This window comes from Pseudactinotalea sp. Z1732, from assembly GCF_049724975.1.
Lineage (GTDB): Bacteria > Actinomycetota > Actinomycetes > Actinomycetales > Beutenbergiaceae > CALKWS01.
The window spans coordinates 1-23823 of the sequence record NZ_JBMPQC010000016.1; the positions used below are offsets into that span (position 1 = coordinate 1).

Annotated in this window: 19 protein-coding genes, 1 tRNA gene, 1 pseudogene and 1 riboswitch; of the genes and pseudogenes, 9 read left to right on the forward strand and 12 right to left on the reverse strand. The window is 69.4% G+C overall.

All coding sequences use genetic code 11. The annotated features are described in order from the left end of the window. Positions 1-145: 145 nt before the first annotated feature. The 5 genes from cysK to ACPL7H_RS17715 all read right to left on the reverse strand — a co-directional run bounded on the left by cysK (position 146) and on the right by ACPL7H_RS17715 (position 6240). Entirely contained in the window at positions 146-1087 is a 942-nt protein-coding gene (gene cysK, locus ACPL7H_RS17695) for a cysteine synthase A (protein WP_424798089.1), read from the reverse strand. Between the two features lie 136 nt (positions 1088-1223). Then, positions 1224-2474 (reverse strand): DUF4032 domain-containing protein, encoded by a 1251-nt coding sequence (locus tag ACPL7H_RS17700; RefSeq protein WP_424786685.1) that lies wholly within the window; start codon positions 2472-2474, stop codon positions 1224-1226. A gap of 162 nt (positions 2475-2636) precedes the next feature. Beyond that, positions 2637-3761: an ABC transporter ATP-binding protein gene (locus ACPL7H_RS17705; RefSeq protein WP_424786684.1), complete on the reverse strand. Its 1125-nt coding sequence runs from the start codon at positions 3759-3761 to the stop codon at positions 2637-2639. Positions 3762-3901: 140 nt separating this feature from the next. Beyond that, positions 3902-4768, reverse strand: coding sequence for a trehalose-phosphatase (gene otsB, locus ACPL7H_RS17710; RefSeq protein ID WP_424786683.1), 867 nt, complete (start codon positions 4766-4768; stop codon positions 3902-3904). Beyond that, a complete protein-coding gene (locus ACPL7H_RS17715; protein ID WP_424798090.1) occupies positions 4768-6240 on the reverse strand; it encodes an alpha,alpha-trehalose-phosphate synthase (UDP-forming) in 1473 nt (490 codons plus the stop codon). Before ACPL7H_RS17715 ends, otsB begins: the two co-directional genes overlap by 1 nt. A gap of 244 nt (positions 6241-6484) precedes the next feature. Between ACPL7H_RS17715 and ACPL7H_RS17720 the strand changes: the two genes are divergently transcribed. The 7 genes and pseudogenes from ACPL7H_RS17720 to ACPL7H_RS17750 all read left to right on the forward strand — a co-directional run bounded on the left by ACPL7H_RS17720 (position 6485) and on the right by ACPL7H_RS17750 (position 14783). Beyond that, positions 6485-8203, forward strand: a complete 1719-nt coding sequence (locus ACPL7H_RS17720) for a protein kinase domain-containing protein (protein ID WP_424798091.1) — start codon at positions 6485-6487, stop codon at positions 8201-8203. A gap of 183 nt (positions 8204-8386) precedes the next feature. Further along, on the forward strand, positions 8387-9154 hold the full coding sequence (locus ACPL7H_RS17725) for a DsbA family protein (protein ID WP_424786680.1): 768 nt from the start codon (positions 8387-8389) through the stop codon (positions 9152-9154). 49 nt (positions 9155-9203) lie between these two features. Then, positions 9204-9276, forward strand: a tRNA-Thr gene (locus ACPL7H_RS17730). Positions 9277-9680: 404 nt separating this feature from the next. After that, positions 9681-10316 carry a DUF305 domain-containing protein gene (locus ACPL7H_RS17735; RefSeq protein WP_424786667.1) on the forward strand — a complete coding sequence of 212 codons (636 nt, stop codon included), beginning with the start codon at positions 9681-9683 and terminating at the stop codon, positions 10314-10316. Positions 10317-10393: 77 nt separating this feature from the next. Then, positions 10394-10657, forward strand: a complete 264-nt coding sequence (locus ACPL7H_RS17740) for an SHOCT domain-containing protein (protein ID WP_424798092.1) — start codon at positions 10394-10396, stop codon at positions 10655-10657. A gap of 3 nt (positions 10658-10660) precedes the next feature. Further along, on the forward strand, positions 10661-12139 hold the full coding sequence (locus ACPL7H_RS17745; protein ID WP_424786665.1) for a multicopper oxidase family protein: 1479 nt from the start codon (positions 10661-10663) through the stop codon (positions 12137-12139). Positions 12140-12479: 340 nt separating this feature from the next. After that, positions 12480-14783: pseudogene (locus tag ACPL7H_RS17750) on the forward strand (heavy metal translocating P-type ATPase). A gap of 277 nt (positions 14784-15060) precedes the next feature. On the opposite strand, the gene ACPL7H_RS17755 reads toward ACPL7H_RS17750, so the two are convergent. Together ACPL7H_RS17755 and ACPL7H_RS17760 are read right to left on the reverse strand one after the other, a co-directional pair. Continuing rightward, positions 15061-16176, reverse strand: a complete 1116-nt coding sequence (locus ACPL7H_RS17755) for a heparan-alpha-glucosaminide N-acetyltransferase domain-containing protein (RefSeq protein WP_424786664.1) — start codon at positions 16174-16176, stop codon at positions 15061-15063. Positions 16177-16192: 16 nt separating this feature from the next. Continuing rightward, on the reverse strand, positions 16193-16609 hold the full coding sequence (locus ACPL7H_RS17760; RefSeq protein ID WP_424786663.1) for a CueP family metal-binding protein: 417 nt from the start codon (positions 16607-16609) through the stop codon (positions 16193-16195). 303 nt (positions 16610-16912) lie between these two features. Continuing rightward, positions 16913-17061, forward strand: a riboswitch (cyclic di-AMP (ydaO/yuaA leader). On the opposite strand from ACPL7H_RS17760, the gene ACPL7H_RS17765 reads away from it, so the two are divergent. After that, positions 17062-17904, forward strand: a complete 843-nt coding sequence (locus tag ACPL7H_RS17765) for a C40 family peptidase (protein WP_424798093.1) — start codon at positions 17062-17064, stop codon at positions 17902-17904. A gap of 128 nt (positions 17905-18032) precedes the next feature. Here ACPL7H_RS17765 and ACPL7H_RS17770 read toward each other — a convergent pair whose 3' ends face one another. From ACPL7H_RS17770 to ACPL7H_RS17785, 4 genes are all read right to left on the reverse strand, one after another. Beyond that, positions 18033-19163, reverse strand: coding sequence for a sensor histidine kinase (locus ACPL7H_RS17770; RefSeq protein WP_424798094.1), 1131 nt, complete (start codon positions 19161-19163; stop codon positions 18033-18035). Beyond that, complete coding sequence (locus tag ACPL7H_RS17775; RefSeq protein WP_424798095.1) at positions 19160-19879, reverse strand: response regulator; 720 nt, start codon at positions 19877-19879, stop codon at positions 19160-19162. The genes ACPL7H_RS17770 and ACPL7H_RS17775 overlap by 4 nt, the downstream gene beginning before the upstream one ends. A gap of 231 nt (positions 19880-20110) precedes the next feature. Then, positions 20111-20749: a response regulator gene (locus ACPL7H_RS17780; protein ID WP_424798096.1), complete on the reverse strand. Its 639-nt coding sequence runs from the start codon at positions 20747-20749 to the stop codon at positions 20111-20113. Further along, positions 20746-22341, reverse strand: a complete 1596-nt coding sequence (locus ACPL7H_RS17785; protein WP_424798097.1) for a histidine kinase — start codon at positions 22339-22341, stop codon at positions 20746-20748. Before ACPL7H_RS17785 ends, ACPL7H_RS17780 begins: the two co-directional genes overlap by 4 nt. A 171-nt stretch (positions 22342-22512) precedes the next feature. On the opposite strand from ACPL7H_RS17785, the gene ACPL7H_RS17790 reads away from it, so the two are divergent. Further along, positions 22513-23163 (forward strand): hypothetical protein, encoded by a 651-nt coding sequence (locus tag ACPL7H_RS17790; RefSeq protein ID WP_424798098.1) that lies wholly within the window; start codon positions 22513-22515, stop codon positions 23161-23163. 122 nt (positions 23164-23285) lie between these two features. On the opposite strand, the gene ACPL7H_RS17795 is transcribed toward ACPL7H_RS17790, so the two are convergent. Continuing rightward, positions 23286-23819, reverse strand: coding sequence for a DUF421 domain-containing protein (locus tag ACPL7H_RS17795; protein WP_424798099.1), 534 nt, complete (start codon positions 23817-23819; stop codon positions 23286-23288). Between the last annotated feature and the right edge of the window lie 4 nt (positions 23820-23823).

Consider the following 23823-nt stretch of genomic DNA (forward strand, 5'->3'; position numbering starts at 1 on the left):
AGGCCCTGAGCCGCAACGCCTCCGGTGCTCCGGTCGGTAAGTGGTGGGGCCTGCTGGCCGGTGTGCTCGGCACCGCCGCGGCGGCGAACCTGGGGTTGGCCGCGCTGCCGTGGCTGAAGCGGTGGCGCACCCGCGCCTGAGACCGCTACCGGCGCACGTGGTCGAACAGTTCGGAGGAGATGTAGCGCTCGCCGGTGTCGGGCAGAATCGCCACGATCGTGCGCCCGGCGTACTCCTCGCGCCGGGCCAGTTGCAGCGCGGCGTGCAGGGCGGCGCCGGAGGAGACGCCCACGATCAGGCCCTCGGTGCGAAACGCGGTGCGGGCCACCTCGATCGCCTCATCCTGGGGGACCTGCAGCACGCCGTCGAGCAGGTCCAGGTCGGTGACGGGCGGGACGCCGTTGCCGCCGGTGATGCCCTGGATCTTGTGCGGATGCCACTCCTGGCCGTTCAGCACCGCCGCCTCGGCCGGTTCCACCCCGAACAACTGCACCCGCGGGTTCTTCGTGCGCAGGTACCGCCCGGCCCCGCTGATCGTCCCACCGGTCCCGGTGGTGGCCACCAGCACGTCCACCTGCCCGTCGGTGTCGGCCCAGATCTCCGGCCCGGTGGTGGTCTCATGCACGTGCGGGTTCGCCGGGTTCCCGCCCTGCCCGGACAGGAACAGGTCCGGATCGGCCTCCACCATGGCGTTCGCGTGCTGGTTGGCCCCGGCCATCCCCTCGGTGCCGGGGGTGAAGATCACCTCAGCACCCAGCGCCCGAAGCACCGCCGCACGTTCGGAGGACACGTCGTCGGGCATCACGATGACCACCCGGTAGCCGAGCACGGCGCCGATCCAGGCGAAGGCGATCCCGGTGTTGCCGCTGGTGGCCTCCAGGATCGTGCCGCCCGGGCGGAGCCGCCCATCGGCCTCCGCGGCGCGCACGATCGCCAGCGCGGTGCGATCCTTGACGCTGAAGCCGGGGTTCTGGGACTCCAGCTTGACCAGGACCCGGGCGTGCAGGTGCTCGGCGCTCAGGGCGCCCACCCGCACCAGCGGGGTGTGTCCGACCAGTTCGGTCAGGTCGGCGTAGATGCGTGCCATCGATGCTCCAAGAAGAGGTGTCAGGGTGCCTGCGGAGCGTACGGTACCGGCGGGCCCGGAAGGGCCGACGACGGCGCCCCGTCCGGATCCTGGGCGGCGCCGGTGTGCCGGGTCGGTCCGCGGCCGGTCTGCGGTGTCACTCGTCGCTGACGCGGGCGATGGTGTCGGTGGGCGGTCCGCCGAGCACCGCGTCCTCATCGGGACGGTGGCGCAGCACGCTCTCGATGTAGGAGGTGACCACCTCCGGCAGCGGCACGTCCCGCCCGCGCTCCTGGGCCATGAACCAGCGGTGTTCGAGCATCTCGTGGAAGATCTCGGCCGGCTCCAGCTTCCGGCTGAGATCTCGGGGCACCGCCCGCACGGTCGGCTCGAACACCTCGGTGAGCCAGTCGTGGGCCACGTACTCCTCGTCGTCGCCGAGCCGGTCGGTGGCCGCCCGGTAGGTGTCCATGTCGTTGAGCAACCGGCGGGCCTGGTTCTCCTGCACGTCCAGACCGGTCAGGCGCATCAGACGCCGGTGGTGGTGGCCGGCGTCGACCACCTTGGGCTGGATCTGTACCGAGGTGCCGTCGATGTCGGTGGTGATCTGCAGTTCGCCCACGTCGTAACCCAGGGCGTTCAGCCGCCGGATCCGGTCCGCGACCCGCCAGCGATCGGCGGTGCCGAACTCTTCGAGGTCGGTCAGCGTCGACCACAGGTCCTGGTAGCGCTCCACGAGCATCTCGCCGATGGCGACGGTGTCCACCTCCTCCATCAGCAGGTCCCCGGCGTCCAGGTCCATCAGTTCCCCGATGATGTTCACCCGGGCGATCTCCAGGTCGTACTCACGCTGGCCGCGGGTGAGTTCGCCGTGCAGCTCCCCCGTCTCGGCGTCGACGAGGTAGGCGGCGAACTCTCCCGCGTCGCGCCGGAACAGGGTGTTGGACAGGGACACGTCACCCCAGTAGAAGCCGGTCAGGTGCAGCCGCACCAGCAGCACGGCCAGGGCGTCGATGAGCCGGGTGGCCGTCTCGGGGGCCAGGTGCCGGCTGAACAGGGCGCGGTAGGGCAGGGAGAACCGCAGGTGCTCGGTGACCAGGGCGGAGTTCAGTGCCTCGCCATCGGGACTGCGCCGGCCGGTGATCACCCCGACCGGGCGCACCGAGGGCACGTCGAGCCGGTTCAGGTCCCGCAGCAACTGGTACTCGCGGTAGGCGACCGATTCCCCGATCTCCTTGATCGCGATGACGCGGCCGGACAGGCGCACGAACCGCACGATGTGCCGGGAGATACCGCGGGGCAGCGCCGCGATCGTCTCGGCCGGCCAGTCCTCCAGCGGCACGTGCCAGGGCAGGTCCAGCAGGGCTGGGTCCGGTGCGGCCGCGGTGATCTGCAACGAGGTGGGCATGCAGATGATTCTGACAGCCCCACGCGGTGGCCGGGAAACTCAAGGGGTGGAGCCGGCGCTGGCGGCACTGCGGGCACTGGCGGCACATGCGGAACGGGGCGGGATCCCGGTTGGATCCCGCCCCGTTCCTGCGCATGTCTCAGTGCGCGTTCACCGGTCTGATCAGTTCGGCAGACGCTCACCGGTCGCGGAGGAGAACACGTGCGACTCACCCTCGCGGATCCGGACGTAGATCCGGTCGCCCTTCATCGGGACCTTGCGCGGGTCGGTGCGCACGATGACCTGCGCCTCACCGGCACCGGAGGTGACGTGCTCGGCCACCTCCTTGTCGCCCAGTTGGCCGTAGACGAAGGCGTCGGAACCGAGTTCCTCCACCACGTTCACGTCGACCGGGAAGGCGCCCTCGTCGCCCTCGGTGGTCAGGTCCAGCGACTCGGGACGGAAGCCGAGGGTGATCTCGTTCTTGTCGGCCTCGGTGAGGGCATCCTGCGTGGTGCGGGCCAGCGGGATGTGGGTGTTACCCAGGTGGGCCTTGCCCTCGGAGACACCGAAGGAGCCCAGGTTCATCGCCGGGGAGCCGATGAAGCCGGCCACGAACACGTTCGCCGGGGTGTCGTACATCTCCCGGGGGGTGCCCACCTGCTGGAGCACGCCGTGGTCGAGCACCGCGATGCGGTCACCCATGGTCAGCGCCTCGGTCTGGTCGTGGGTCACGTACACGGTGGTGACCCCCAGGCGGCGCTGCAGCGAAGCGATCTGGGTGCGGGTGGACACACGCAGTTTGGCATCCAGGTTGGACAGCGGTTCATCCATGAGGAACACCTGCGGGTTACGCACGATCGCGCGGCCCATCGCCACACGCTGACGCTGACCACCGGAGAGGGCCTTCGGCTTACGGTCCAGGTACTCGCTCAGGTCCAGGATCTTGGCGGCGTTCTCCACCCGCTCACGGATCTCGGACTTGGGGTTACCGGCGATCTTCAGGGCGAAGCCCATGTTGTCGGCCACCGACATGTGCGGGTACAGCGCGTAGTTCTGGAACACCATCGCGATGTCCCGGTCCTTGGGCTGCACGTCGGTGACGTCGCGGTCACCGATCAGGATGCGGCCGGAGTTGACGTCCTCCAGGCCGGCGAGCATCCGCAGCGAGGTGGACTTACCGCAACCCGAGGGGCCTACGAGGACCAGGAACTCGCCGTCGGCGATCTCCAGGTTGAGTGCGTCCACAGCGGGACGCTCAGTGCCCGGGTAGGTCCGGGTCGCGTGGTCGAAAGTGACCGTTGCCATGATGATTCCCTCCACCGGCAGGTACGTGCCGGACGATCCGTTGTGAAGAGTGTCAGAGTGTCTCCGCTGACACAGCCGGTGAGGAACACCGGCCGAGAGTCATTGTGCCACACGTCACGTTCTTCGCCGCGTGAGGCATCTCACTGCTCGCGCAGGTCCGCCAGTGCGTGCAGGAGTTCGGCCATGGCCTCCTCATCGGCCACCCGCACGGTGGCCACGGACTCGGCGGTGCCCACTTTCACGCCCAGGTCGCCCTCGCCCAGTACGGCCAGGGCCGTCTCATCGGTGACGTCGTCGCCGGCGAACAGGACGGCGACGCCCGCGCCGTCGCGTTCGGTGCGCAACCGGTGGCGCAGAGTGGCCACCGCCTCTCCCTTGGTGGCCTGCACCACCGGGATCTCCACCACCTGGTTGCCCGGCTGGGTGTAGGTGCCCGGCCAACTGCCCGGCCCGGCCAGTGCGAACGCCAGCGCCCGCTGGGCCGCCTCGGCGTCGGCCACGGGACGGGTGTGCAGCGCGGCGGAGGCGGGTTTGTGCTCCACCCAGGCGCCGTCGAACTCCGGTTCGGCGGCGATGCGCTCCAGGGCGTCGGTGACCCTGGTCAGCAATTCGCGCGCCCCGGGCTCCAGATCGAACGGCATCATCTGCACGGTGCCGTCGGGTTCGACCTGCCCGGTCTGGGCGCCGTGGCTGCCGACCAGCCAGGTGCCCGCCGGTGGCGTGGCCAACTCGGCCAGGTCTGCTGCCGGCCGGCCGGAGACCAGGGCGAGTTGGACGGCGTCGGCCCCGGACAGGCGCACCAGCGCTTCGGCGGCCCGCGGGATCGGCCGGGACCGGTTGGGGTCGGGGACCAGCGGTGCCAGCACGCCGTCGAAGTCCAGGGCCACCAGGAGGTGCTCGGCCCGGACGAAGGTGGCCAGGTGCTCGGCCAGTTCGGCGGGTGGGGTGGGTGCCGCCGCCGGCGCAGGGGAATCGCTGCCCGCGCCCGGGGTGTGTGGGGACGTCATCAGCGCTCCTGGGTGAGGGCCTGGAGTGTGGACAGGAACGCCTGCGCCCACTGGCGCACGTCGTTGTCCATCACCCGCCTGCGCAGGGCGCGCATCCGTCGTCGTCGGTCCCGCTCGGGCATGTCGATGGCGCGCATGATCGCGGCCTTGGTGCCCTCGATGTCGTGCGGGTTGATCAGCAGCGCCTGCGGCAGGTCGGCGGCCGCACCGGCGAACTCGCTGAGCACCAGCACTCCACCCAGGTCGTGGCGGGCGGCGGCGTACTCCTTGGCCACCAGGTTCATCCCGTCCCGCAGGGACGTCACCAGCATCACGTCGGCGGCCAGGTACAGCGCCGCCATCTCCTCCATCGGGTAGGAGTGGTGCATGTAGTAGATCGCGGCGCCCGCGAGGGAGCCGTGCTGGCCGTTGATATGCCCCACGGATTCCTCGATCTGGTGGCGCAGTGCCTGGTACTGCTCCACCCGCTCCCGGCTGGGACTGGCCACCTGCACCAGCGCCGTGCCGGGGGCGGTGATCTTGCCTTCGTCCAACAACTCCCCGAAGGCCTTGAACCGGTGCCGGATCCCCTTGGTGTAGTCCAGGCGGTCCACGCCGAGCAGCACCGTCCTCGGATCGCCCAGTTCCCTGCGGATCTGGGCGGCGCGCTCCAGTACCGGCTCACTGCGCGCCACCTCGTCGAAGTGGGCGGCATCGATGGAGATCGGGAACGCGGCGGCGCGGACCTGTCGGCGCCCGGTGTTATGGGCGTCGTCGGCGTCATCGGCCTGGGTGCCCGGGTCGATGGCGATCTCGTTGCCCCGGGTGCTGTGGGTGGTGAAGCGGCGCACCGCGCGCAGGAAGTTCGCGGCGTCCCCACTGCGCTGGAAGCCCACCAAGTCCGCCCCGAGCAGGCCCTCGATCACCGCCGACCGCCACGGCAGTTGGCCGAACAGTTCCACCGGTGGGAAGGGGATGTGGTTGAAGAAGCCGATGCGCAGGTCCGGTCGCATCCGGCGCAGCATCGCCGGGACCAGTTGGAGCTGGTAATCCTGTACCCACACCTCGGCACCCTGATCGGCGGCGTCGGCAGCCTCGGTGGCGAAGCGTTCGTTGACTTTGCGATAGGTGTTCCACCAGTGCCGGTGGTACTCCGGGGGCACGATCACGTCGTGGTACAGCGGCCACAGGGTGGCGTTGGAGAAGCCTTCGTAGTAGTCGGTGACCTCCTGCTGCGTCAGCGGCACCGGCCGCAGGTGGATGCCCTCGGCCTCGAACGGGTCCAGGTCCTCCTCGGTACGGCCCGGCCAGCCCACCCAGGCGCCGTCACCGGAGCGCATCAGTGGCGCTAAGGCCGTCACCAGCCCGCCGGGGGAGCGGGTCCACTGCACGGTCCCGTCCTGGTCGACGGTGGCATCGACCGGGAGCCGGTTGGCCACCACCACGAAGTCGTGGCCCCGACCGGTTGAACCTGCTGACCTGTTCTTCGCCATGCCACTCCATCGAGTTTCACTTGTTCGAGATGCCCAGTACCGGCCCCCGCTCAGCCTATCCAGGTGCCGATCGGGGTGCACGCGGCCCTCAGTGCCGGTTGCCGGTCATCGCGAACACGGCGTACCGGGCCGGGCGCCCGACGGCCGCGGTATTCGGTGCGGGACGGGGCGCCGGACACCGTCCGATCGGGTTGCTGCGGGTACCTTGAGGCGTATGTCGTCGAGCCCTGATACCACGCAGCCGGTGCCCAAGGAGGTGGGCGGTTACCGGCTGCGCAGCGTCCTCGGCTCGGGCGGGATGGGCACCGTGTATGAGGCGCTGGACGGGGACAACCGGGTGGTGGCGCTGAAACTGCTGCATCCGGGCATCAGCGCGGACCCGGCCGCCAGGGCGCGGCTGCGCCGTGAGATCGCCACCCTGCACCGGGTCCGCGGCCCGCACGTGGCGCGGGTGCTGGACGCCGAGTCCGACTCCGCCGAGGCCTTCATCGTCACCGAGTTGGTCGAGGGGCAGTCCCTGGACGACTCGGTGCGTGAGCACGGTCCGCTCGATGAGGTCGAGGTGGCCGATCTGGCTGACGGATTGGCCGATGCCCTGGCCGCCATCCATGGTGCCGGGGTGGTACACCGGGACCTCAAACCCGGCAACGTGATGCTCACCGACGCCGGACCTGTGGTGATCGACTTCGGCATCTCCCAATTGGCCGATGATTCGCGCCTGACCCAGACCGGGCTGGTCACCGGCACCCCGGGGTATGTGGACCCCGCCGTGATGCGCGGATCCGCCCCGGGCATCACCGGGGACTGGTGGGGCTGGGCCGCGATCCTGCTGTTCGCCTTCACCGGCCGTGCCCCGTTCGGCAAGGGGCCGCTGGCCGCGGTGCTGGGCAGAGTGGAGACCGGGCGTCCGGACCTGGACGGTGTACCCGAGCCGCTGGCGCCGGTGCTACGGGCGGCGCTGCACCCCGATCCGCAGCACCGCCTCGACCCCCGGGAGGTCCGCAAGGCGCTGGGAGAGTTCGCGCTCGGCCACACTCCCACCGTGGTGATCGCCGAGCACCCCACGGTGGCCGCGCCGCAACGACCCCCGGCGCCGCCGGCCTTTCCTCCGCATCGCCGGAGTGCCTGGCCGGCCGGCGCTGCGGGTGCCGGCGGCGCGGGTGCGGGCGCCGCGGGTGCGGGCGCCGCTGGGGTGCAGGGCCCAGCGCCGGCCGCGGGGTATCCCCCCCAGAGCCAGGCACAGCCACCGGCTCAGCACGCGCCCGGGGAGCAGCAATGGCAGCAGGCACCGGTCACACCGGCACCCGCCCGCCGGCCGGTGCAACCGGTGCACCCCGCCCCTGCCGGGCCGGAGGGCTGGCAGCACCCGCAGGAGCAGGCACCGGCGCCGATGCCGGCCTGGGCGCGACGCCCGCGGACCCGCCCGGCGGTGCTGGGGGCCTGGTTCCTGGCGGTCGTGGGTCTGGGCGCGCTCCGGCCCGCCTGGACCCTGATCGGCCTGGCGGTGGTGATGGCCCTGACCGGGGCGATCGGGGTCGGCGCCGAAGCGCTGCGGGAACGGCGGCTGCACTACGGGCGGCGTCGCTCCGATTCCGCCCGGGTGATCGCCGGTAGCCCCTGGTACCTGCTCTCCGGGACTCTGCTGACGGTCCCGGGCCTGATGGTCGGTGCCCTGGCGGCGGTGGTGATCTGGGGATTGGGCGCCTCCCGGCTCCCGCACACCGGTGTGGTGGCCCTGGCGATGGCTGCGCTCACCCTGCTGCTGTGGTGGATCCCCTCGAGCACGAGTGCCCGCACCGGTGCCCGGCACGTGCTGGCGGTGCTGGCGCCCTCGGCGCGCGTGGCCCGGATCTGGGCCGGGGTCGGCGTCCTGGTGGGATTGGTGATGTTGCTGGCGGTGGCGGGCTTCGGGGCCGAGGTCGTCTGGGACCCGGCACCGGCGCCCGCGGTGCCCACCTTCTGAGTATCCACGTTCCGAATACCCGCACGCTGACCTGCCCGCCGTCACCAGCACGGTGAGCGCCGCGGCCGGTGCCGAGTGGCCAGTGCCACAGCACCGGTGCCTGTAGCGACGTCGGGCCAGCACGTATCCTGAACGCAAGGGGCTACCCGTTGTAGTGCCTGCTGTCGGAAAGGAACTCCCGCGTTGGCTTCGAAGAGCATGGACAAGACCGCACGCCGCGAGGCGGCGCGCGCCCAGGCGGAGATACTGCGGAACCAGGCCCAGGCGCAGGACCGCAAGCAACGCATCATCATCGGTGTGATCGCTGCGGTGATCGTCGTGCTGATTGCGGTGGCCGGGCTGATCATCTGGCAGTCCTCCCAGCGCACCCTGTTCAGCGACTTCGAGGGCGAGGTCCCCGCCGGTGCGAACGACCGCGGTGGCTTCGTGGTCGGTGCCGAGGGAGTCGGCAGTCCGAACGAGGACGCCGTCGAGGTGCAGATCTACCTGGATTACTCCTGCGTGTGGTGTGAGCGGTTCGAGGAGGTCAACGGCGCCGACATCGCCGAGATGACCGACGCGGGTGAAGTGACCGCGATCTACCACCCGGTGGCCTATCTGAATGAGTACTCCGTGCGTGCCGGTGCGGCGATGGCCGCGGTGGCCGATCGGTCACCGGAGCACCTGGTCGACTTCAACGAGCAGATGTTCGCAAGCCTGGAGCCGGGTGCCTCGGACGAGCAGATCATCGAGGTCGCCGTCAGCGTGGGCGTGCCCGAGGACGTGGCGAACACGATCACCGACGGCACCTTCACCGAGTGGGTGCAGGTGGCCAGCGACCAAGGCCGACGGGACGGTGCGATGGGCACACCCACGATCTTCGTCGACGGCACCGAGGTCGACGCCGAGCAGGAGGGCCAGAACTGGCTGAACCCCGGGGAGCTCCCGGAGTTCATCCGCTCCCAGGCGTAGCACCTGGCAGACTCACTGGTGCGCCTGCGGTCCGGAGCCGCAGGAACCCGCCACCTTAGCTCAGTTGGTAGAGCACCCGCCTTGTAAGCGGACGGTCGTCGGTTCGAGTCCGACAGGTGGCTCTCTCTAGCCCTCTGACCTGCAGTAACGCACTCGCCCTGGATGTGTTGATGAAGTGGGCGGAAACTGGGCGTCTACCCACTTCATCAACGCCGAGTTCTTCAGCCGCATCTGGGAGGTCACGTCCCTCCACGGCGAGCGGCTCGCAACCGGGGGACCCCGGGCCCTTCTGGTTCGCACCTGACCCTGCTCTGGCTTGCAGGCCCGCTGTCCCACGCGCCCCCCGCCCCCCCGCCTCCCCGCACCGGGTGATGAAGAGTCGATGAAGAATCCCGCGCCGCCGCTGCTGGGCTTGCTGCCGCCGGGACGGGCGTGATTATCCTCCCTTAGCCCCACGCGATGAGCCGGCCAGTTGCGCCTGGGACCTTCTTGCCCGCTAGCCAACTCCAGCAGAGGGAGACCGTTCGTGATACCCAGGACGCGACTCGCCGTCGTCGCCGGCGGGGTTGCCATGGCCCTCGCCCTTGCCGCGTGCGGTGACGGAGCACGAACCACACCCGATGAGCCGGCCCCGGGCTCCGCTGTGGAGGAGACGACTGACAGCGCATCGCCGACTGAGGTCGAGGGCGTGCACAACGACGCGGACACGATGTTCGCGCAGATGATGATCGTGCACCACGAGGGCGCCATCGAGATGGCTGACCTGGCCCTGGAGAAGGCTGACAGCGAGGAGGTGCGCTCCCTGGCGGAGCGGATCTCCTCCGCGCAGGGCCCGGAGATCGACGAGATGACGTCCTGGCTGGAGGCATGGGGGGAGGAGACCTCCCCGACGGGCGGCATGGAGGGCATGGACCACGGCGGCATGGAGATGGAGGGCATGAGCCAGGAGGAGGCCATGGCCGAGCTGGAATCGCTGTCCGGCGCCGAGTTCGACCGGCGGTTCCTGGAACTGATGATCGCTCACCACCGCGGCGCGGTGGACATGGCACAGGAGGAGCTCCACGGCGGGGAGAACCCACAGGCGCTGGACCTGGGCCAGAAGATCGTCGATGACCAGGAGCGTGAGATCGCGGAGATGGAGCAGTTGTTGGAGACGCTCTGAGGAGTGCGCAGGAGGGCCGGGAGTCGAGCCCGGCACCATAGGCCCTCCGGTGGCAGAACCGGCTACAAGGAGATGGTATGGGTTGGCATGACATGGGTTCGTGGGGCATGGGCATGGGCTGGGGCTGGCTGTTCCTCGTCCTGCTTGTGCTCGGTGTCGCGGTGCTGGCGGTGGTGCTGGTCCGGCTCCTGTCCGGGGGTGGGCAGGGTGAGCAGCGCAACCCGCCGCCGATGCGGGGCGGCCGCGCGCTGGAGGTCCTCGATGAGCGGTACGCCAGGGGAGAGATCGACTCCACGGAGTACGACGAGCGGCGCCGGCGCCTCGAGGGCCCCGAGGACTGAGCGGTGGAACCGATCACCCGCCGGGTGGCGCTCCGGCTGGGGGCGCTAGGGGCCCTGGGGGTGGTCGTAGGCGGGGTGGGGCTGTCCCGCACCGGCCTCCCCTGGGCCGCCCTGCCGGCCCCGCTGCGCACAGCGACGCGCGGATCCGAGACGTTGACCGAGCCCGAGGTGGTGCGCAGCCGGGACGGGCTCCTGCGCGTGGAGCTTGTCGCGACCCCACGGGAGACAACCATTGCCGGCAGGCCTGCCCGGGTGCTGACCTACAACGGCACTGTTCCGGGGCAGACCTGGCGGGTGCGTCCCGGGGACCGCATCGAGGTGCTCCTGCGCAACGAACTCGAGACGCCGACCAACCTGCACACCCACGGCCTCGTGGTGTCCCCACGGGACAACGGGGATAACCCCTTCGTCAGTGTCGATCCGGGGCAGAGCTTCGAGTACCGTTTCGACCTGCGCGAGGACCACCCGACCGGGGTGTTCTGGTACCACCCTCACCGCCACGGCACGGTGGCCGACCAGGTCTTCGGCGGTCTGTACGGTGCCCTGATCGTCGAGGGCGATGAGGTGCCGGTCAGCCGGGAGCGGGTCCTCGTCGTCTCGGACATTACGCTGGATCGCGACGGCGCACTCGCGTCGGCGTCGACAGCGCAGGTGATGATGGGCCGGGAGGGGGACCTTGTCCTGATCAACGGCCAGGTCCGGCCAGAACTCACCGCCCGTCCGGGAGAACGGGAACGCTGGCGAGTGATCAACGCGTGCACATCCCGCTACCTGCACCTGGCCCTGCCCGGGCAGGTTCTTGCGTTGCTGGGCATCGACAGCGGCCACGAACCCGCAGCCCGGGAGGTCGAGCAGGTGCTGCTGGCTCCGGGCAACCGCGCGGATCTGCTGGTGACCACCCGCGGGGGTACCAGCGAGCTGCGCTCGCTCGGGTACGACCGCGGCGCGATGGGCATGATGATGGGCGGTGGGGACCTGTCAGGCCCCGCCGTCCTAGCCACCCTGGCGGTCTCCGGGGACGAGGCCGCCGCGGTGGGGCCGGTGCCCGAACGACCTGCGGACCCTGACCTGCGCAACCGCCCGCTCGATGAGCGACGGGAGATCGCCTTCACCATGAACATGAGCGGGGGGATGATGGGTCCCGGCCGCAGGGGGATGATGGACCTGGGCTTCGACGGACGCCCCTTCGACGCCGACCGGGTCGACCAGCAGGTCGCCGCCGGGTCGGTGGAGGAGTGGACCATCACCAATCCCACGCCGATGGATCATCCCTTCCATCTGCATGTGTGGCCCATGCAGCTCCTCGAGACCGACGGCGAACCGGTGTCAGAACCGACCTGGCGGGATGTCGTCAACGTCCCCGCCAACGGCCGGGTCCGGACGCTGGTGGACTTCACCCACCACCCGGGCCGCAGCGTGTACCACTGCCACATCCTCGACCACGAGGATGCCGGGATGATGGCAGTGGTCGACACCCGCTGAACCCGACGGCCACACGAGCGCATGGCCCCATTCCGAGGAGCCGACGAGCATCACCCAGAAATCGTGACCGCCCACATCCGCATGACGGCGAAGGTGAACGCCAGGAGCGCCCGCGGCGGACCCGGAGAGCACCGGCAGCCAGCGGCACCATGGCGGGCGGTGCCGCAGAACCAGCCCGCGTCCCTCGGCCGAGCAGCGCTCGAGGGTCCACGCCACCATGAAGAACCAATGAAGATCCCTGCCCGCTGCGGTCAGATCGGGAATGGAAAACTTCTCGCCTGCCTTACTGCTGACGAGATACCCTCTAGGGGTATATGGAGCAATGGAATGAGGGGTTGCCATGGGTACGCCATCAAGTCACGACCACGCAGGCCCCCGGCCACGCGACGGCCAGGAGCACACCGCGCACGCCGACCACGACTCGGCTTACGGTGTCGCGGCCGGGTATGAGGCCACGCACGGGCAGGCGTTGCCCACTGAGGGCGGGGGTGTCACCGACCCGCTGACCGCTGCGGGGCACGACTCGGCCGCGGACCACGGGCACGACAGCGGGCACGACGCGCACGCCGGCCACGGAGGGCACGGCGGTCATGGCGACCACGTGGCCATGTTCCGTCGCCTGTTCTGGGTCATGCTGGCCCTGGCGGTGCCCACGGTGCTGCTCAACGGGATGTTCGCCGACCTGCTCGGCTACGCGCTGCCCGACCTGCCGGGTGTGGAGGCGGTCTCCCCGGTGCTGGGTACCGTGATCTACCTGTGGGGCGGGCGCCCCTTCCTCACTGGCGCGATCGGTGAGCTGCGCACCCGCAGACCGGGGATGATGCTGCTCATCGGGATGGCGATCACCGTCGCCTTCGTCGCGTCCCTGGGGGCCAGCCTGGGGCTGTTCACCCACGAACTGGACTTCTGGTGGGAGTTGGCGCTGCTCGTCGTCATCATGCTGCTCGGACACTGGCTGGAGATGCGCTCCCTGGCGCAGACGTCCTCCGCCCTCGACTCCCTGGCCGCGCTGCTGCCCGACGAGGCCGAACGGGTGGAAGGGGACTAGGTCATCACGGTCTCCCCCGCCGAGTTGCGACTCGGTGACGTGGTAGTCGTCCGCCCGGGCGGACGAGTGCCGGCCGATGGTGAGGTCGTGGACGGCGGCGCGGACGTCGATGAGTCGATGATCACCGGTGAGTCGCGGCCGCTGCTGCGCACCGTGGGAGACCACGTCGTGGCTGGCACCGTCGCGACCGACAACGCCTTACGGGTTCGAGTGTCGGCCGTGGGGGAGGACACCGCCCTTGCCGGCATCCAGCGGCTCGTGGCCGAGGCGCAAGCCTCCACCAGCCGCGCCCAGCTCCTCGCGGACAAGGCCGCCGGGTGGCTGTTCTGGTACGCGCTCATCGCCGCCGCAATCACCGCCGTGGTGTGGATGTCCCTCGGGGTTCCGGACAGCGCACTGGTCCGGGCGATCACCGTCCTGGTCATCGCCTGCCCCCACGCTCTGGGCCTGGCGATCCCACTCGTCGTGTCCATCTCCACCGAACGCGCTGCCCGCGGCGGCGTCCTGGTCAAGGACCGCGGCGCCCTGGAGCGGATGCGCGTGGTCGACACCGTGCTCTTCGACAAGACCGGCACCCTGACCAAGGGCGAGCCGGCCCTCACCGACGTCACGAGCACCGGAGCGTATGAGGTGGAGGAACTGCTGCGCCTGGCGGCGGCCGCCGAGGCCGAGAGTGAGCACCCGCTTGCCCGCGCAGTTCTCGCCGCGGTCCGAGACCGCGGGCTGCAGGTTCCGTCGGCCGCCAACTTCAGGGCGGCGACGGCCGTGGGGGTACGCGCCACCGTCGAGGGCCGCGAGGTCCAGGTCGGCGGGCCTGCGCTGCTCTCCCAGTACGGCGCCGAGCCGCTGGCCGCGACAGCGTCCTGGGCACAGTCCGGTGCCACCGTCCTGCACGTTCTCGTCGACGGCCAGGTGGCCGGTGCCCTCGCCCTGGCCGATGAGGTCCGCGAGGAGTCACGGCAGGCGATCGATGCCCTGCACCAGTTGGGCATCCGGGTCGTCATGATCACCGGTGACGCCGAGCCGGTGGCCCGGGCTGTGGGCGCCGAACTGGGCGTCGACCAGGTCTTCGCCCAGGTGCGCCCGGAGGACAAGAGCGAGAAGGTCGCCCAGCTGCAGCAGGAGGGCCGTATCGTCGCCATGGTCGGGGACGGCGTCAACGACGCCCCGGCGCTGGCTCAGGCAGACGTCGGGATCGCGATCGGAGCGGGCACCGACGTGGCGATCGCCTCCGCCGGCGTCATCCTGGCGTCTGACGACCCCCGGTCGGTGCTGTCGGTCATCCAGCTCTCCCGTGCCGGGTACCGGAAGATGAAGCAGAACCTGTGGTGGGCTGCCGGCTACAACATCGCGGCCGTGCCCCTGGCCGCAGGTGTGCTGGCCCCGGTCGGGTTCGTCCTACCCATGTCGGTCGGCGCGCTCCTCATGTCCCTGTCGACCATTGTCGTGGCGCTCAACGCCCAACTGTTGCGCCGCCTGGACCTCAGCCCCGAGACCAGCACCGCCGCGGCGCACGGCGCACCTCGGGTTCCTTCCGCCGACGGCTCACGGGCTACTGGGGATCGCGAGGACGTGGTTGGGGCGCATCGTCACTGACGCGGCCAGGGTGTGCCATGCACCGGGCGATCCTGCTGCCCTACGGCCTGCCGACGGGGGTGGAAACCTGCGCTGTAGTCCTACTGGCTGGTGATCCACGTATCCGCGTCAGCGCCGGCCACTGGTTGGTGAGGTGATCTCGCTTGGCCTGGGCGCCGAAGAGCCGCAGGCGACGTCCCGGCCCACCTGCTGGTCCGTGCTGCTGGACGACTTCCCCGCCGGGGCGACCCTGCAGCGGTTGTCCTATCGGCTCAACGCCGTCGGCCTGGTGGCGAGTTCATCGCCGCCGGCGCAGCCGCACCCGCAACAATGCCTCCAGCGGCCCGCGGGAGAAGAAGTGCCGCCAGCCCACCGCTGCGCCTATCAGCACCAGGGCCATCACCGCCGTGGTGACCAGACCCGCCGGCGCGGTCCCCGGGCCGGGACGCACTACCTCCGCGATGCCGAACAGGTGCACCACATACACGGTCAGCGCCAACTGACCCGTGGCCACCAGCGGCCAACCGAAGCGGCCCAGGTACGGCAAAACCAGAAGTGTCAGGCCCAGCACCGCCACGGCCGAGGCACTGCCCCGGATCAGCCACAACGGCATCTGCGAATGTGCGGCCGCCGAAAGGAACCAGTCCACACCGGGCTCCCCATCCGGCCGCCCCAGGAACGCTTCCAACGCCCGGGAGCCGAGTTCGGCAAGCAGGGTCAGCACCACTCCGGCCACAGTCAGCCGTATCTGGACGCACCGGTCTTGCAGGCGCAACCTGCCCAGCCACATCCCGAACAGGAACGGCCCGAGCCAGGTGATCACCGGGTACGGCCCGGTCAGGAATGTCGAGGCCACGATCTGCCCGGGCGCATCCAGTAGCGTGGCGGGCTCCCGGTCGAAGACCTCACCGGTTCTGAGTTGGACACCCAGCCACACCAGTGGTCCAGCGGCAGTTGCCGCGATCGAGGCGGTCAGCAGCAGCCATGAGGGGGCCCGCACCACCACCAGTCCCACGAGAAACAGCACCGCATAGGTGGTCAAGATCACCTTGGCGCCATGACCCGCCAACTGAGTGCTCAGCCCGATCAGGCTCAGCAGAACCGTCCGCCACAACACCTGCCCCCAGGGTGGCGCGGCACCGTCGCGGGCCCGGCGGGTCAGGAACGAGTACCCGATCCCGGCCAGCAGCACGAACAACAATGAAGCCCGCCCGTGCGGCAGCCGCATGACCAGCCCGGCGATGCCATCGTCATAGAGCGGACCGACGTTGACCGCGAGCATGCCCAGGATGGCCAGCGCCCGCGCCGCGTCCAGTCCGATGACGCGGCTATGGGGTGCGGCGGCTTGCCCGGCGTCGCTAGCCGCGTGCGCCGCGCTCACCGGTGCGCCGTCCTGCTGCTCCGAGATTGGCACAGGTTGTGACCGCGACCTATATCAGTTGGAGGGTGGTGAGGCAGGTGGCGACCTCGTCGGTGGTGGAGAACTCGGCTGTACCCGTCAGGCCGTCATGGTTGACCTTGATGGTGCCCTGCAGATCGCGTGGCAACCAGAAGCCGGCGAAACCGTTCGCATAGGTCGCCAATTCTTCATCGATGAGCACTTCGGCCAGTTCCTGCTGCCCGTCGGAGAGCACCAGTTCATCGGGCCGGATGGAGGCGATGTAGTCGGTGGGGCGTTCCTTTCCACCGAGCCGGTCCAGGTGGTCGATCATCTCTGCGACCTCCATGCCGGCCAAGTCATGGGTGGCGAGGAACGCGGCTTCACCACCTCCGGCGGTGGGCTCGGAGGCCGGATCCAACGAGGAGCAGCCGGCGCGGATCAGCACCAGCGCCGCCATTCTTTTCATGTTCTTCCACCGTCCTAGTGGGGGTCATCCAGGCAACCACTGCGCCCGAGATTCTCGGCTTTTCGTCTCGAATCAGGTGCCTTCTGCAGCGCAGGCGGCAAGGTCTCGGCCGCCCCGACGCTACGACAGGAGCGGCGGGCGTGCAGTCGCCGAGGCGGGGGATGACGATGAAGGTTTGATGAAGCATTCGGTAATGCCGTGATCTAACCGTGATCTGAGGGTTCGCGGTATGTACTGTCACTCTTGCTCCCGCCGTGCGGGAAGCCCACAAGCGGACGCCGAACCCTGCCACCGCACCGTGGTCACCGATCAACGCCGTGGCAGGGGCGGGGGACCCAGCCGTCGGTGCGCGAGCACCTAGGGGTGAAGTCCCGCCTGGGGAGCCAGGCAGACCGGGTAAGTCTCCAATCCGAACCCGACAACTGACCTCGTAGGCGAACTGGAGAACCGAATTGACTGAACCAACAACCGGCGCCCGACACCGCGCGGCGTGCCGCCCCTCCACCCCACTGACCGTTTTCGCTGACTCAGTCACTGGGACCACCGGCAGACGGGCGCTGGCCGTCTTCGCCTCCTCCGGACTGGTGCTCACAATGGGCGCCTCCAGCGCTGCGGCCGTCCCCCAGGTGTCGAGTTCGAGTTTCGGGGCCGGCGCCCTGGCCAACGTGGTGCTCGACGCCGACGTCGACATCGATAAGGTGGTCACCTCACCAACCGTCACTGTCGATGAGGGCATCGACTGGCACGTCGCCGTCGCTGAGGTCTCCTCCGAAGCTCCACCCCCACCCCCACCCCCACCGCCAGCGCCTGTCATCACTGCGCCGGAGCGCCCCACCCCGCGTGCCGCTCCGGCCTCCCGCACCGGGCAGCGCACCGAGCAGCCGGCTCAACAGCAGGAGCAGCAGACCGAGGATTCCTCCTCCGGCGAATCAAGCGAGCAGACCGCGAGCACTGCCTCTGCCTCCGGTTCCGCGGTCGTGGACGTCGCCCGCCGCTACGTGGGCACCCCGTATGTGTGGGGCGGCTCTACCCCGGCGGGCTTTGATTGCTCGGGCTTCACCGCCTACGTCTTCGCCCAATTCGGGGTAAGCCTGCCTCGGACGTCCGGTGCCCAGGCGGGCGCCGGACGCATAGTCTCGGCAGCCGAGGCCCAGCCCGGCGATCTGGTGGCGTGGCCCGGTCATGTGGGTATCTACACCGGCAACGGCGACAACATCGCCGCCCGAAACCCCGGTACCGCCCTGTACGAGGGCCCGATCTTCCATAGCAACCCCACGTTCATCCGCGTGCTCTGACCGCATATCTCAGTTGCGGCATCGGCCCGTCCGGCCCAGGGCGGGCCGATGCTCGTGCTGTGGCTGCGGATGAGGGCGCACCCTTTCCAGCGCGGCCACTGCCGAAGACGTGTGCGGTGGAGTCGGTCTCAGGCCTGCGAAGGCTGCCGACCCAAGGGCAGTTCGATGGTGAAGACGGCGCCGTGGCCAAGCCCGGTGCTGGCCGCTTCCATGCTGCCACCGTGGGCCTGGACGATGGAGCGGCTGATGGCAAGCCCGATTCCTGACCCTCCGTGCGCGCGGTCACGAGCCGCATCGGCACGGTAGAAGCGCTCGAACAGGTGGGGCAGGTGCTCGGCGGCTATCCCACCGCCGTTGTCCTGGACCCACAACCGCAGTCGCGATCCACTCCGGTTGGCACCCAATTGGACGTGACCTCCCGTTGGGGTGTGCCGCACGGCGTTGTCCAGCAGGTTGGTCAGGACCTGCCCGAGCCGGTCAGGGTCCGCGGTGATGACCGTCTGGCGTTCCGACTCCGTGGCCTCGATCGTCAGGTCAATGCCCTTGTCCGCGGACTTGACGCCTGCCTGTGTTGCGGCGTCCTGAAGCAGGTCACGGACCTGCAGCGGCTGCCACCGCATCTCCAAGCGGCCCTCGCTGGCGGTTGTCACGAGCGTTATGTCCTGGGCCAGCCGGGCAAGGCGTGCGACCGGCTCACGCAGCATGCCCATCGTCCGTTCACCGGCGGGCACGACACCGTCGACGATCCCTTCGAGGTAGCCATCCAGGGTCGCCACCGGGGTGCGCAGTTCATGGGCCAGGTCGCCCAGCATGCGGGTTCGGGTCTTTTCGATATGGCCTAGGTCAGTGGCCATGGTGTTGAACGCGGCGGCGAGGTCATCGAACTGCGCGCCCATGTGGACCGCTGGCACATGGACGTTGTAGTCACCGCTTGCGACCTGCACTGCTGCTTGTCGGACCCTTTCCAACGCCCTGGTGATGCGTCGAGTGACGAAGATGCTCACGAGCACCGACGACAGGAGAGCGACGAGGAGCGCCACGGAGAGGGACAGGGTCCATGCCGCGGTGAAGGCTTGCCGTGCGTGAGCCACGACCTCGGAGTCAGCGGGCTCGGCCATGAGCATGTGATCGTGGAAGATCATCGGCCCGATCATCGAAGCGACACCCCACGCTGTCCCGGCGGCCACCAAGAGGACCACGACGATCGCTGCCAGGAGCCGAGCGCCCAGTCCCCACTGTCTTGGCTGCCGCTTGTTCATGACCCGGTCCCCATTCGGTAGCCAACTCCACGTACGGTCCGGATGAACCTCGGCGCGGATGCCTTGTCGCCGAGTTTGCGTCGCAGATGTCCGATATGGACATCGACGAGGTTGTCATCGCCCACCCAATTGGGTCCCCATACCGTCTCGATGAGTTGGCGCCGGGTGAAGACCATGTGCGGGCGCGCCGCCAGTGCTGCGAGTACGTCGAACTCGGTGCGCGTGAGTTGGACAGTTTCGCCGTCGAGGGACACTTCCCGGCCCAGAGCGTCAACGGTCAGTGGCCCGAACGACGCTACTGCGCCATGGTGGCCCGGTGGGTTCTGCCGCGGACGACGCAGCATCGCCCGCACGCGTGCAACGAGTTCACGTGGGCTGAACGGCTTGGTCACGTAGTCATCGGCGCCCACCGAGAGGCCGTTGAGTTTGTCGACCTCCTCCACGCGGGCGGTGAGCATGATGATGTAGCAGTCAGAGAACGTGCGCACGCTCCGGCAGACCTCGATGCCATCGAGACCAGGCAGGCCGAGGTCCAGCACCACCACCCCGGGTCGCCACTGTCGCGCACGCTGCACCGCGTCGTCGCCGTCAGCGCAGGTCTGGACCTCGAAGCCTTCGCGCTCAAGATAGTTCGCGACCAATCGCGCCAAGGGGGTTTCGTCATCGACGACCAGAACACGGGGCAGGTTCACGTCCGAATGAGCAAGGGAGGTCATGGCTCCATAGTGAACCAAGAGGACCGTTACGTGCGCTGCCTCCGAACGTGCGCAACCCCAGGACTGTTCGGCGCCCTGACGTGCGAAGCCGGATGTGCGCGCCCATGCCGGGACGGTCAAGACGGTTCCAAGGATGCCAATGGCGCCGACGACGAGGGCGATCGCGGGCACTCCGATACTCACGCTGGTTCCCCCCGACCGCTCGCGCAGGAGAACCGTAGGCCGATCCCCTCAGGCGATCCCGGCGCGGTGGGCGAGGATCACTGCCTGGACCCTGTCCCGCACCCCCAGTTTGGCGAGAATGTGGGCGACGTGGGTGCGCACGGTGTTCTCCGTGAGGTGCAGTTCGGCACCGATCTCGGCGTTGCTCAGCCCGCGCGCCATGACTGCGAGCACCTCGCGCTCGCGTTCGGTGAGCAACTCCAGCCCGGGAACCGGCTCGCGCGCTGCGCCTACATAGGAGGCAACGAGGCGCCGCACCACAGTGGGTCCGAGCGCCGATCCCCCTGCGGCGCAGTCCTTGACCCCCTGGATGAGATCCCGAGGCGGTGTGGTCTTCAGGAGGAAGCCGGCGGCTCCCGCCCGCAGCGCACCGAGCACGTACTCATCGACGTCAAACGTCGTCAGCACGAGGCAGCGTGCTGCGGGAGCCGCCGTGGCCAGGCGCCCGATGGCGGTCACCCCGTCGATCCCCGGCATCTCGATGTCCATGAGCACCACGTCCGGACGTAACCGCCGGGCCTGGGAGACGGCCGCGGCGCCGTCCTGCGCCTCCCCGACGATCTCGATCTCGGGATCGGAGCCGAGCACGCCGGCCAAACCCGCCCGCATCATGGCGTGGTCGTCGGCGAGCAGGACACGGATCGTCACGGCCGGGCCCTCCCGCGCAGTTGTGTCGGCTCATGGGGCAGAACGGCCCGCAATGCGAAACCGCCGCCATCCCCCGGTCCGACGAGCAGCCGACCTCCCACGGCGGTGACGCGGTCCTCGAGTCCGGCCAGCCCGAACCCTGCTACTGCCACCGTGCGGCCCGGCCCGTCGTCGGTCACCTCCAGATGCGTGCACTGCTCGTCGCTGCCGATGGTGACGTATGCGGTGGCCCCGTCCGCGTGCTTGAGCACGTTGGTCAGGGCTTCCTGGACGAGGCGGTGCACAACCGGCAGCAGTACGTCTGGTGGGCGTCCGGAGGCAGTGAGCCGGATGTCGAGGCCGGCACCCTGGAGGCGGGCCACAATCCGCTCGATGTCATCCCATGCGGGTGCCGAACCCGTCCCCCATGACTGGACGTCGAGTTCGCCCAGGGCGGTCGACACGGTGTCGCCCACTGCCTGCACCCCCGCACGCGTCGCGGCTGGGTCCTGCGGCCAGGCGAGTTCGGCCGCGCCGGCTTGGACCGCGACGAGGCTCACGGCATGCGAAGCGACGTCATGGAGTTCACGTGCCATGGCCTGGCGCGTCCTCTCGGTGGCGCGCTCTCGGGCTGAGGTGAGTTCGGCCTCGTGCGCCCCGGCGCCCTCGTCGGCACGTTCCCGGACGCGGCGGCTGTGGCCGACGATGAGGGCACAGACGGCGACGATGCCGAGCACGAGGACGTTGATGGGTCCGTTCTCGGGTTCGTGGGCGAAACGGCTGCCGATCGCAGCGGTGTAGAGGCCCGCAGCCGATGCCATGGAGGCCATGCCGGGTCGGACCTCGAGAACGCTCCAGAGCAGCAGTCCGACGATGATCGGGAAGGAGAACCCGTCAGTGACCGCCGCGTCCAGCATGGCCCCGAGGAGAAGCACTGCCGCCCCCGCCAGCACAGTGGCGACCGGCATGAGCCGGCGAGGCAGCACGGTGAGCGCCATGATGCCGGTGGTCCACCACGCACTGCCGGGCTCTGCGTAGGCGAGCGCCTCGGTGACGCTCAGCACGAGAACGGTGAGGGTGAGGATGACGTCACCGCGGTTGATGGTCCTTAACCGGTCGCTCTTGCCCTGGACCGCCTCGGCGACCGGGGGAGTGGGCAGAACACCCGCCGCGCGGCTCCCGGAGCCGATGAGTCCGAGTTGTCGGCGCAGTTCCGCCATGGCGGCACGGGACTCGGCCTGGATCGCGAGGAGTTCCGGACGGGGATCGGCACCCGTGGCGAGAGCGGCCTCCGCGCGGGGGACGAGTCGGCCCACGGCGAGTAGCGAGCGGCGCACCGAGCGGTCGATCTCGGCCGAGAGCCTGGCACGTTCCTGTTCGACCGCGTCCCGCACCGCTTCATCCCTATCGATCGCGGCGACGTCTTGCTCGTGACGCCGGGCCTGCCGCGAGCGCAGCACGCCCGACCCGACATGGCGGGCAAGGAGTAGCAGTGACGACAGGAGTACGCCCGCGAAGAACAGGTCGATCCACGGATCGCCCCAGGTGAGGATCACCGACGCGGTGAACCCAGCGGTCACAAGACCGACCTCGGCCAGCCGCGGCGGACGCATACATCACAGTGTGCCACCGGCGCAACCGAATGCGCCTCGTCCGGATGGACGAGAACAGATCGTCCTAGCGGGCGGCAACCTCATCGCCTCGGGTGAGGCTTCCTCGGGGACCGGTCGGAAGAGTGGAGCCAACGGGCTCCACAGTAGCCCGTAGATCAAGGAGAAACTCCCATGAACACATCCGCCACCGCGAGGACGGCCACCGTCCTAGCCCTGCTCGGCGCTGCCGGAATCTCAGCCATCGCGCTGAACGATGCGGCCACCTTCGCGCTCACGGGACAGTACAGCGCCGCCAGTGACGAGTTCGGCCTCAATCCCCTCTTTGTGCTGTCCGGCATCGTGCACGGCCTCGCCTATCTCGCATTCACCGCTGTGCTCCACCTGCACCGTCACCGGGTCGACGCCGGGAGCAGGTTCCGCCGAGTGGTGCGGGTCGTGCTCAGCCTCGCGCTGGTCGCGCTCGCCGCGGGCATGCTGGGCAGCACCGCTGTGTCGATGGTCCAGGGCGAGGTCGTGGACTCCGGTGCGCTCGGGGCGCTAGCCGGTATCAACTTCCTGCTCATGTTCGTCGGTGGGGTGATGCTCGGATTCGCTCTGCTTCGGCGCCGGGAACTGCGGCCGGCAGCGATTACCCTGGTCGCCATCGTGCCCGCGATCCTGCTGGTGATCCTCCTCGCTGCTGTCGGGAGCCCCTGGGCGCACCCGGCGTATGCGGAGGTCATGGTCGGTTTCGGCCTCGCGTTCATCGGGCTCACGCCGCGTCCCCGGCCGGCCTTGGCCGATGGTGGGGTTGTCGCCGGAACTGTGCGCGCTCCCGCGTAGGGGCCGCTGGGGCGGGTCGAGCACGTCAGCGAGCAGTACCACCGGACGGGAACGGCGGGCACCGTGTTCGCCGACTCCGGCTATGGCAGTGGTATCGCGCCGAGTCAGTGCCTGCCCGGTTCTCAGTGCCTGTCCGGTTCGCCGGTGAAGGGCAGCACGCTGGACGAATCACCCAGTTGGTCGGCGGAGATCACTCCCAGATCGCCGTCCTGCTGGAGGATCACTGCGCCGACACTCTCGAGGGACCCGAAGCCGGACTTGCGCGCCGCGATGTGCACGTCGTCGTCCACCAGTTGGTGCTTTCGCATGGCCGTGCGCTGGAACTGGCCGTGGTAATAGAGGAGCGCGGGAGGAGGGTCGAGCACCCGGCGCACGTGGGATGAGCGGCCGCGGAACCAGGCCAACAGCCACTGCAGGAAGATCAGCAGCGCCAGGGCCACCACGATCTGTGCCAACGGAACGTCGGGGGCGGTGACTGCGCGCCCGAACGTCGAACCGAGGGTGACCGCCACGATGAAGTCCAAGGGTGTCATCGAGGACATGGTCCGTGGCCCCGAGATCCGGAGCATGAGCAGTAGAGCCAGGTAGCCGGCGCCGATGGTGATCAGGGTGTGCAGGATCGGGTCCCACCCGTCCCAGAACTGTGTGATGTCCATTGCC

What these genes read in the sequence shown, in the direction of transcription:
- cysK (WP_424798089.1), bottom strand. Translation starts at nt 1,087, where the DNA reads ATGGCACGCATCTACGCCGACCTGACCGAACTGGTCGGACACACCCCG.
- ACPL7H_RS17700 (WP_424786685.1), bottom strand. Translation starts at nt 2,474, where the DNA reads ATGCCCACCTCGTTGCAGATCACCGCGGCCGCACCGGACCCAGCCCTG.
- ACPL7H_RS17705 (WP_424786684.1), bottom strand. Translation starts at nt 3,761, where the DNA reads ATGGCAACGGTCACTTTCGACCACGCGACCCGGACCTACCCGGGCACT.
- otsB (WP_424786683.1), bottom strand. Translation starts at nt 4,768, where the DNA reads ATGACGTCCCCACACACCCCGGGCGCGGGCAGCGATTCCCCTGCGCCG.
- ACPL7H_RS17715 (WP_424798090.1), bottom strand. Translation starts at nt 6,240, where the DNA reads ATGGCGAAGAACAGGTCAGCAGGTTCAACCGGTCGGGGCCACGACTTC.
- ACPL7H_RS17740 (WP_424798092.1), top strand. Translation starts at nt 10,394, where the DNA reads ATGGGTTGGCATGACATGGGTTCGTGGGGCATGGGCATGGGCTGGGGC.
- ACPL7H_RS17760 (WP_424786663.1), bottom strand. Translation starts at nt 16,609, where the DNA reads ATGAAAAGAATGGCGGCGCTGGTGCTGATCCGCGCCGGCTGCTCCTCG.
- ACPL7H_RS17770 (WP_424798094.1), bottom strand. Translation starts at nt 19,163, where the DNA reads ATGAACAAGCGGCAGCCAAGACAGTGGGGACTGGGCGCTCGGCTCCTG.
- ACPL7H_RS17775 (WP_424798095.1), bottom strand. Translation starts at nt 19,879, where the DNA reads ATGACCTCCCTTGCTCATTCGGACGTGAACCTGCCCCGTGTTCTGGTC.
- ACPL7H_RS17785 (WP_424798097.1), bottom strand. Translation starts at nt 22,341, where the DNA reads ATGCGTCCGCCGCGGCTGGCCGAGGTCGGTCTTGTGACCGCTGGGTTC.
- ACPL7H_RS17790 (WP_424798098.1), top strand. Translation starts at nt 22,513, where the DNA reads ATGAACACATCCGCCACCGCGAGGACGGCCACCGTCCTAGCCCTGCTC.
- ACPL7H_RS17795 (WP_424798099.1), bottom strand. Translation starts at nt 23,819, where the DNA reads ATGGACATCACACAGTTCTGGGACGGGTGGGACCCGATCCTGCACACC.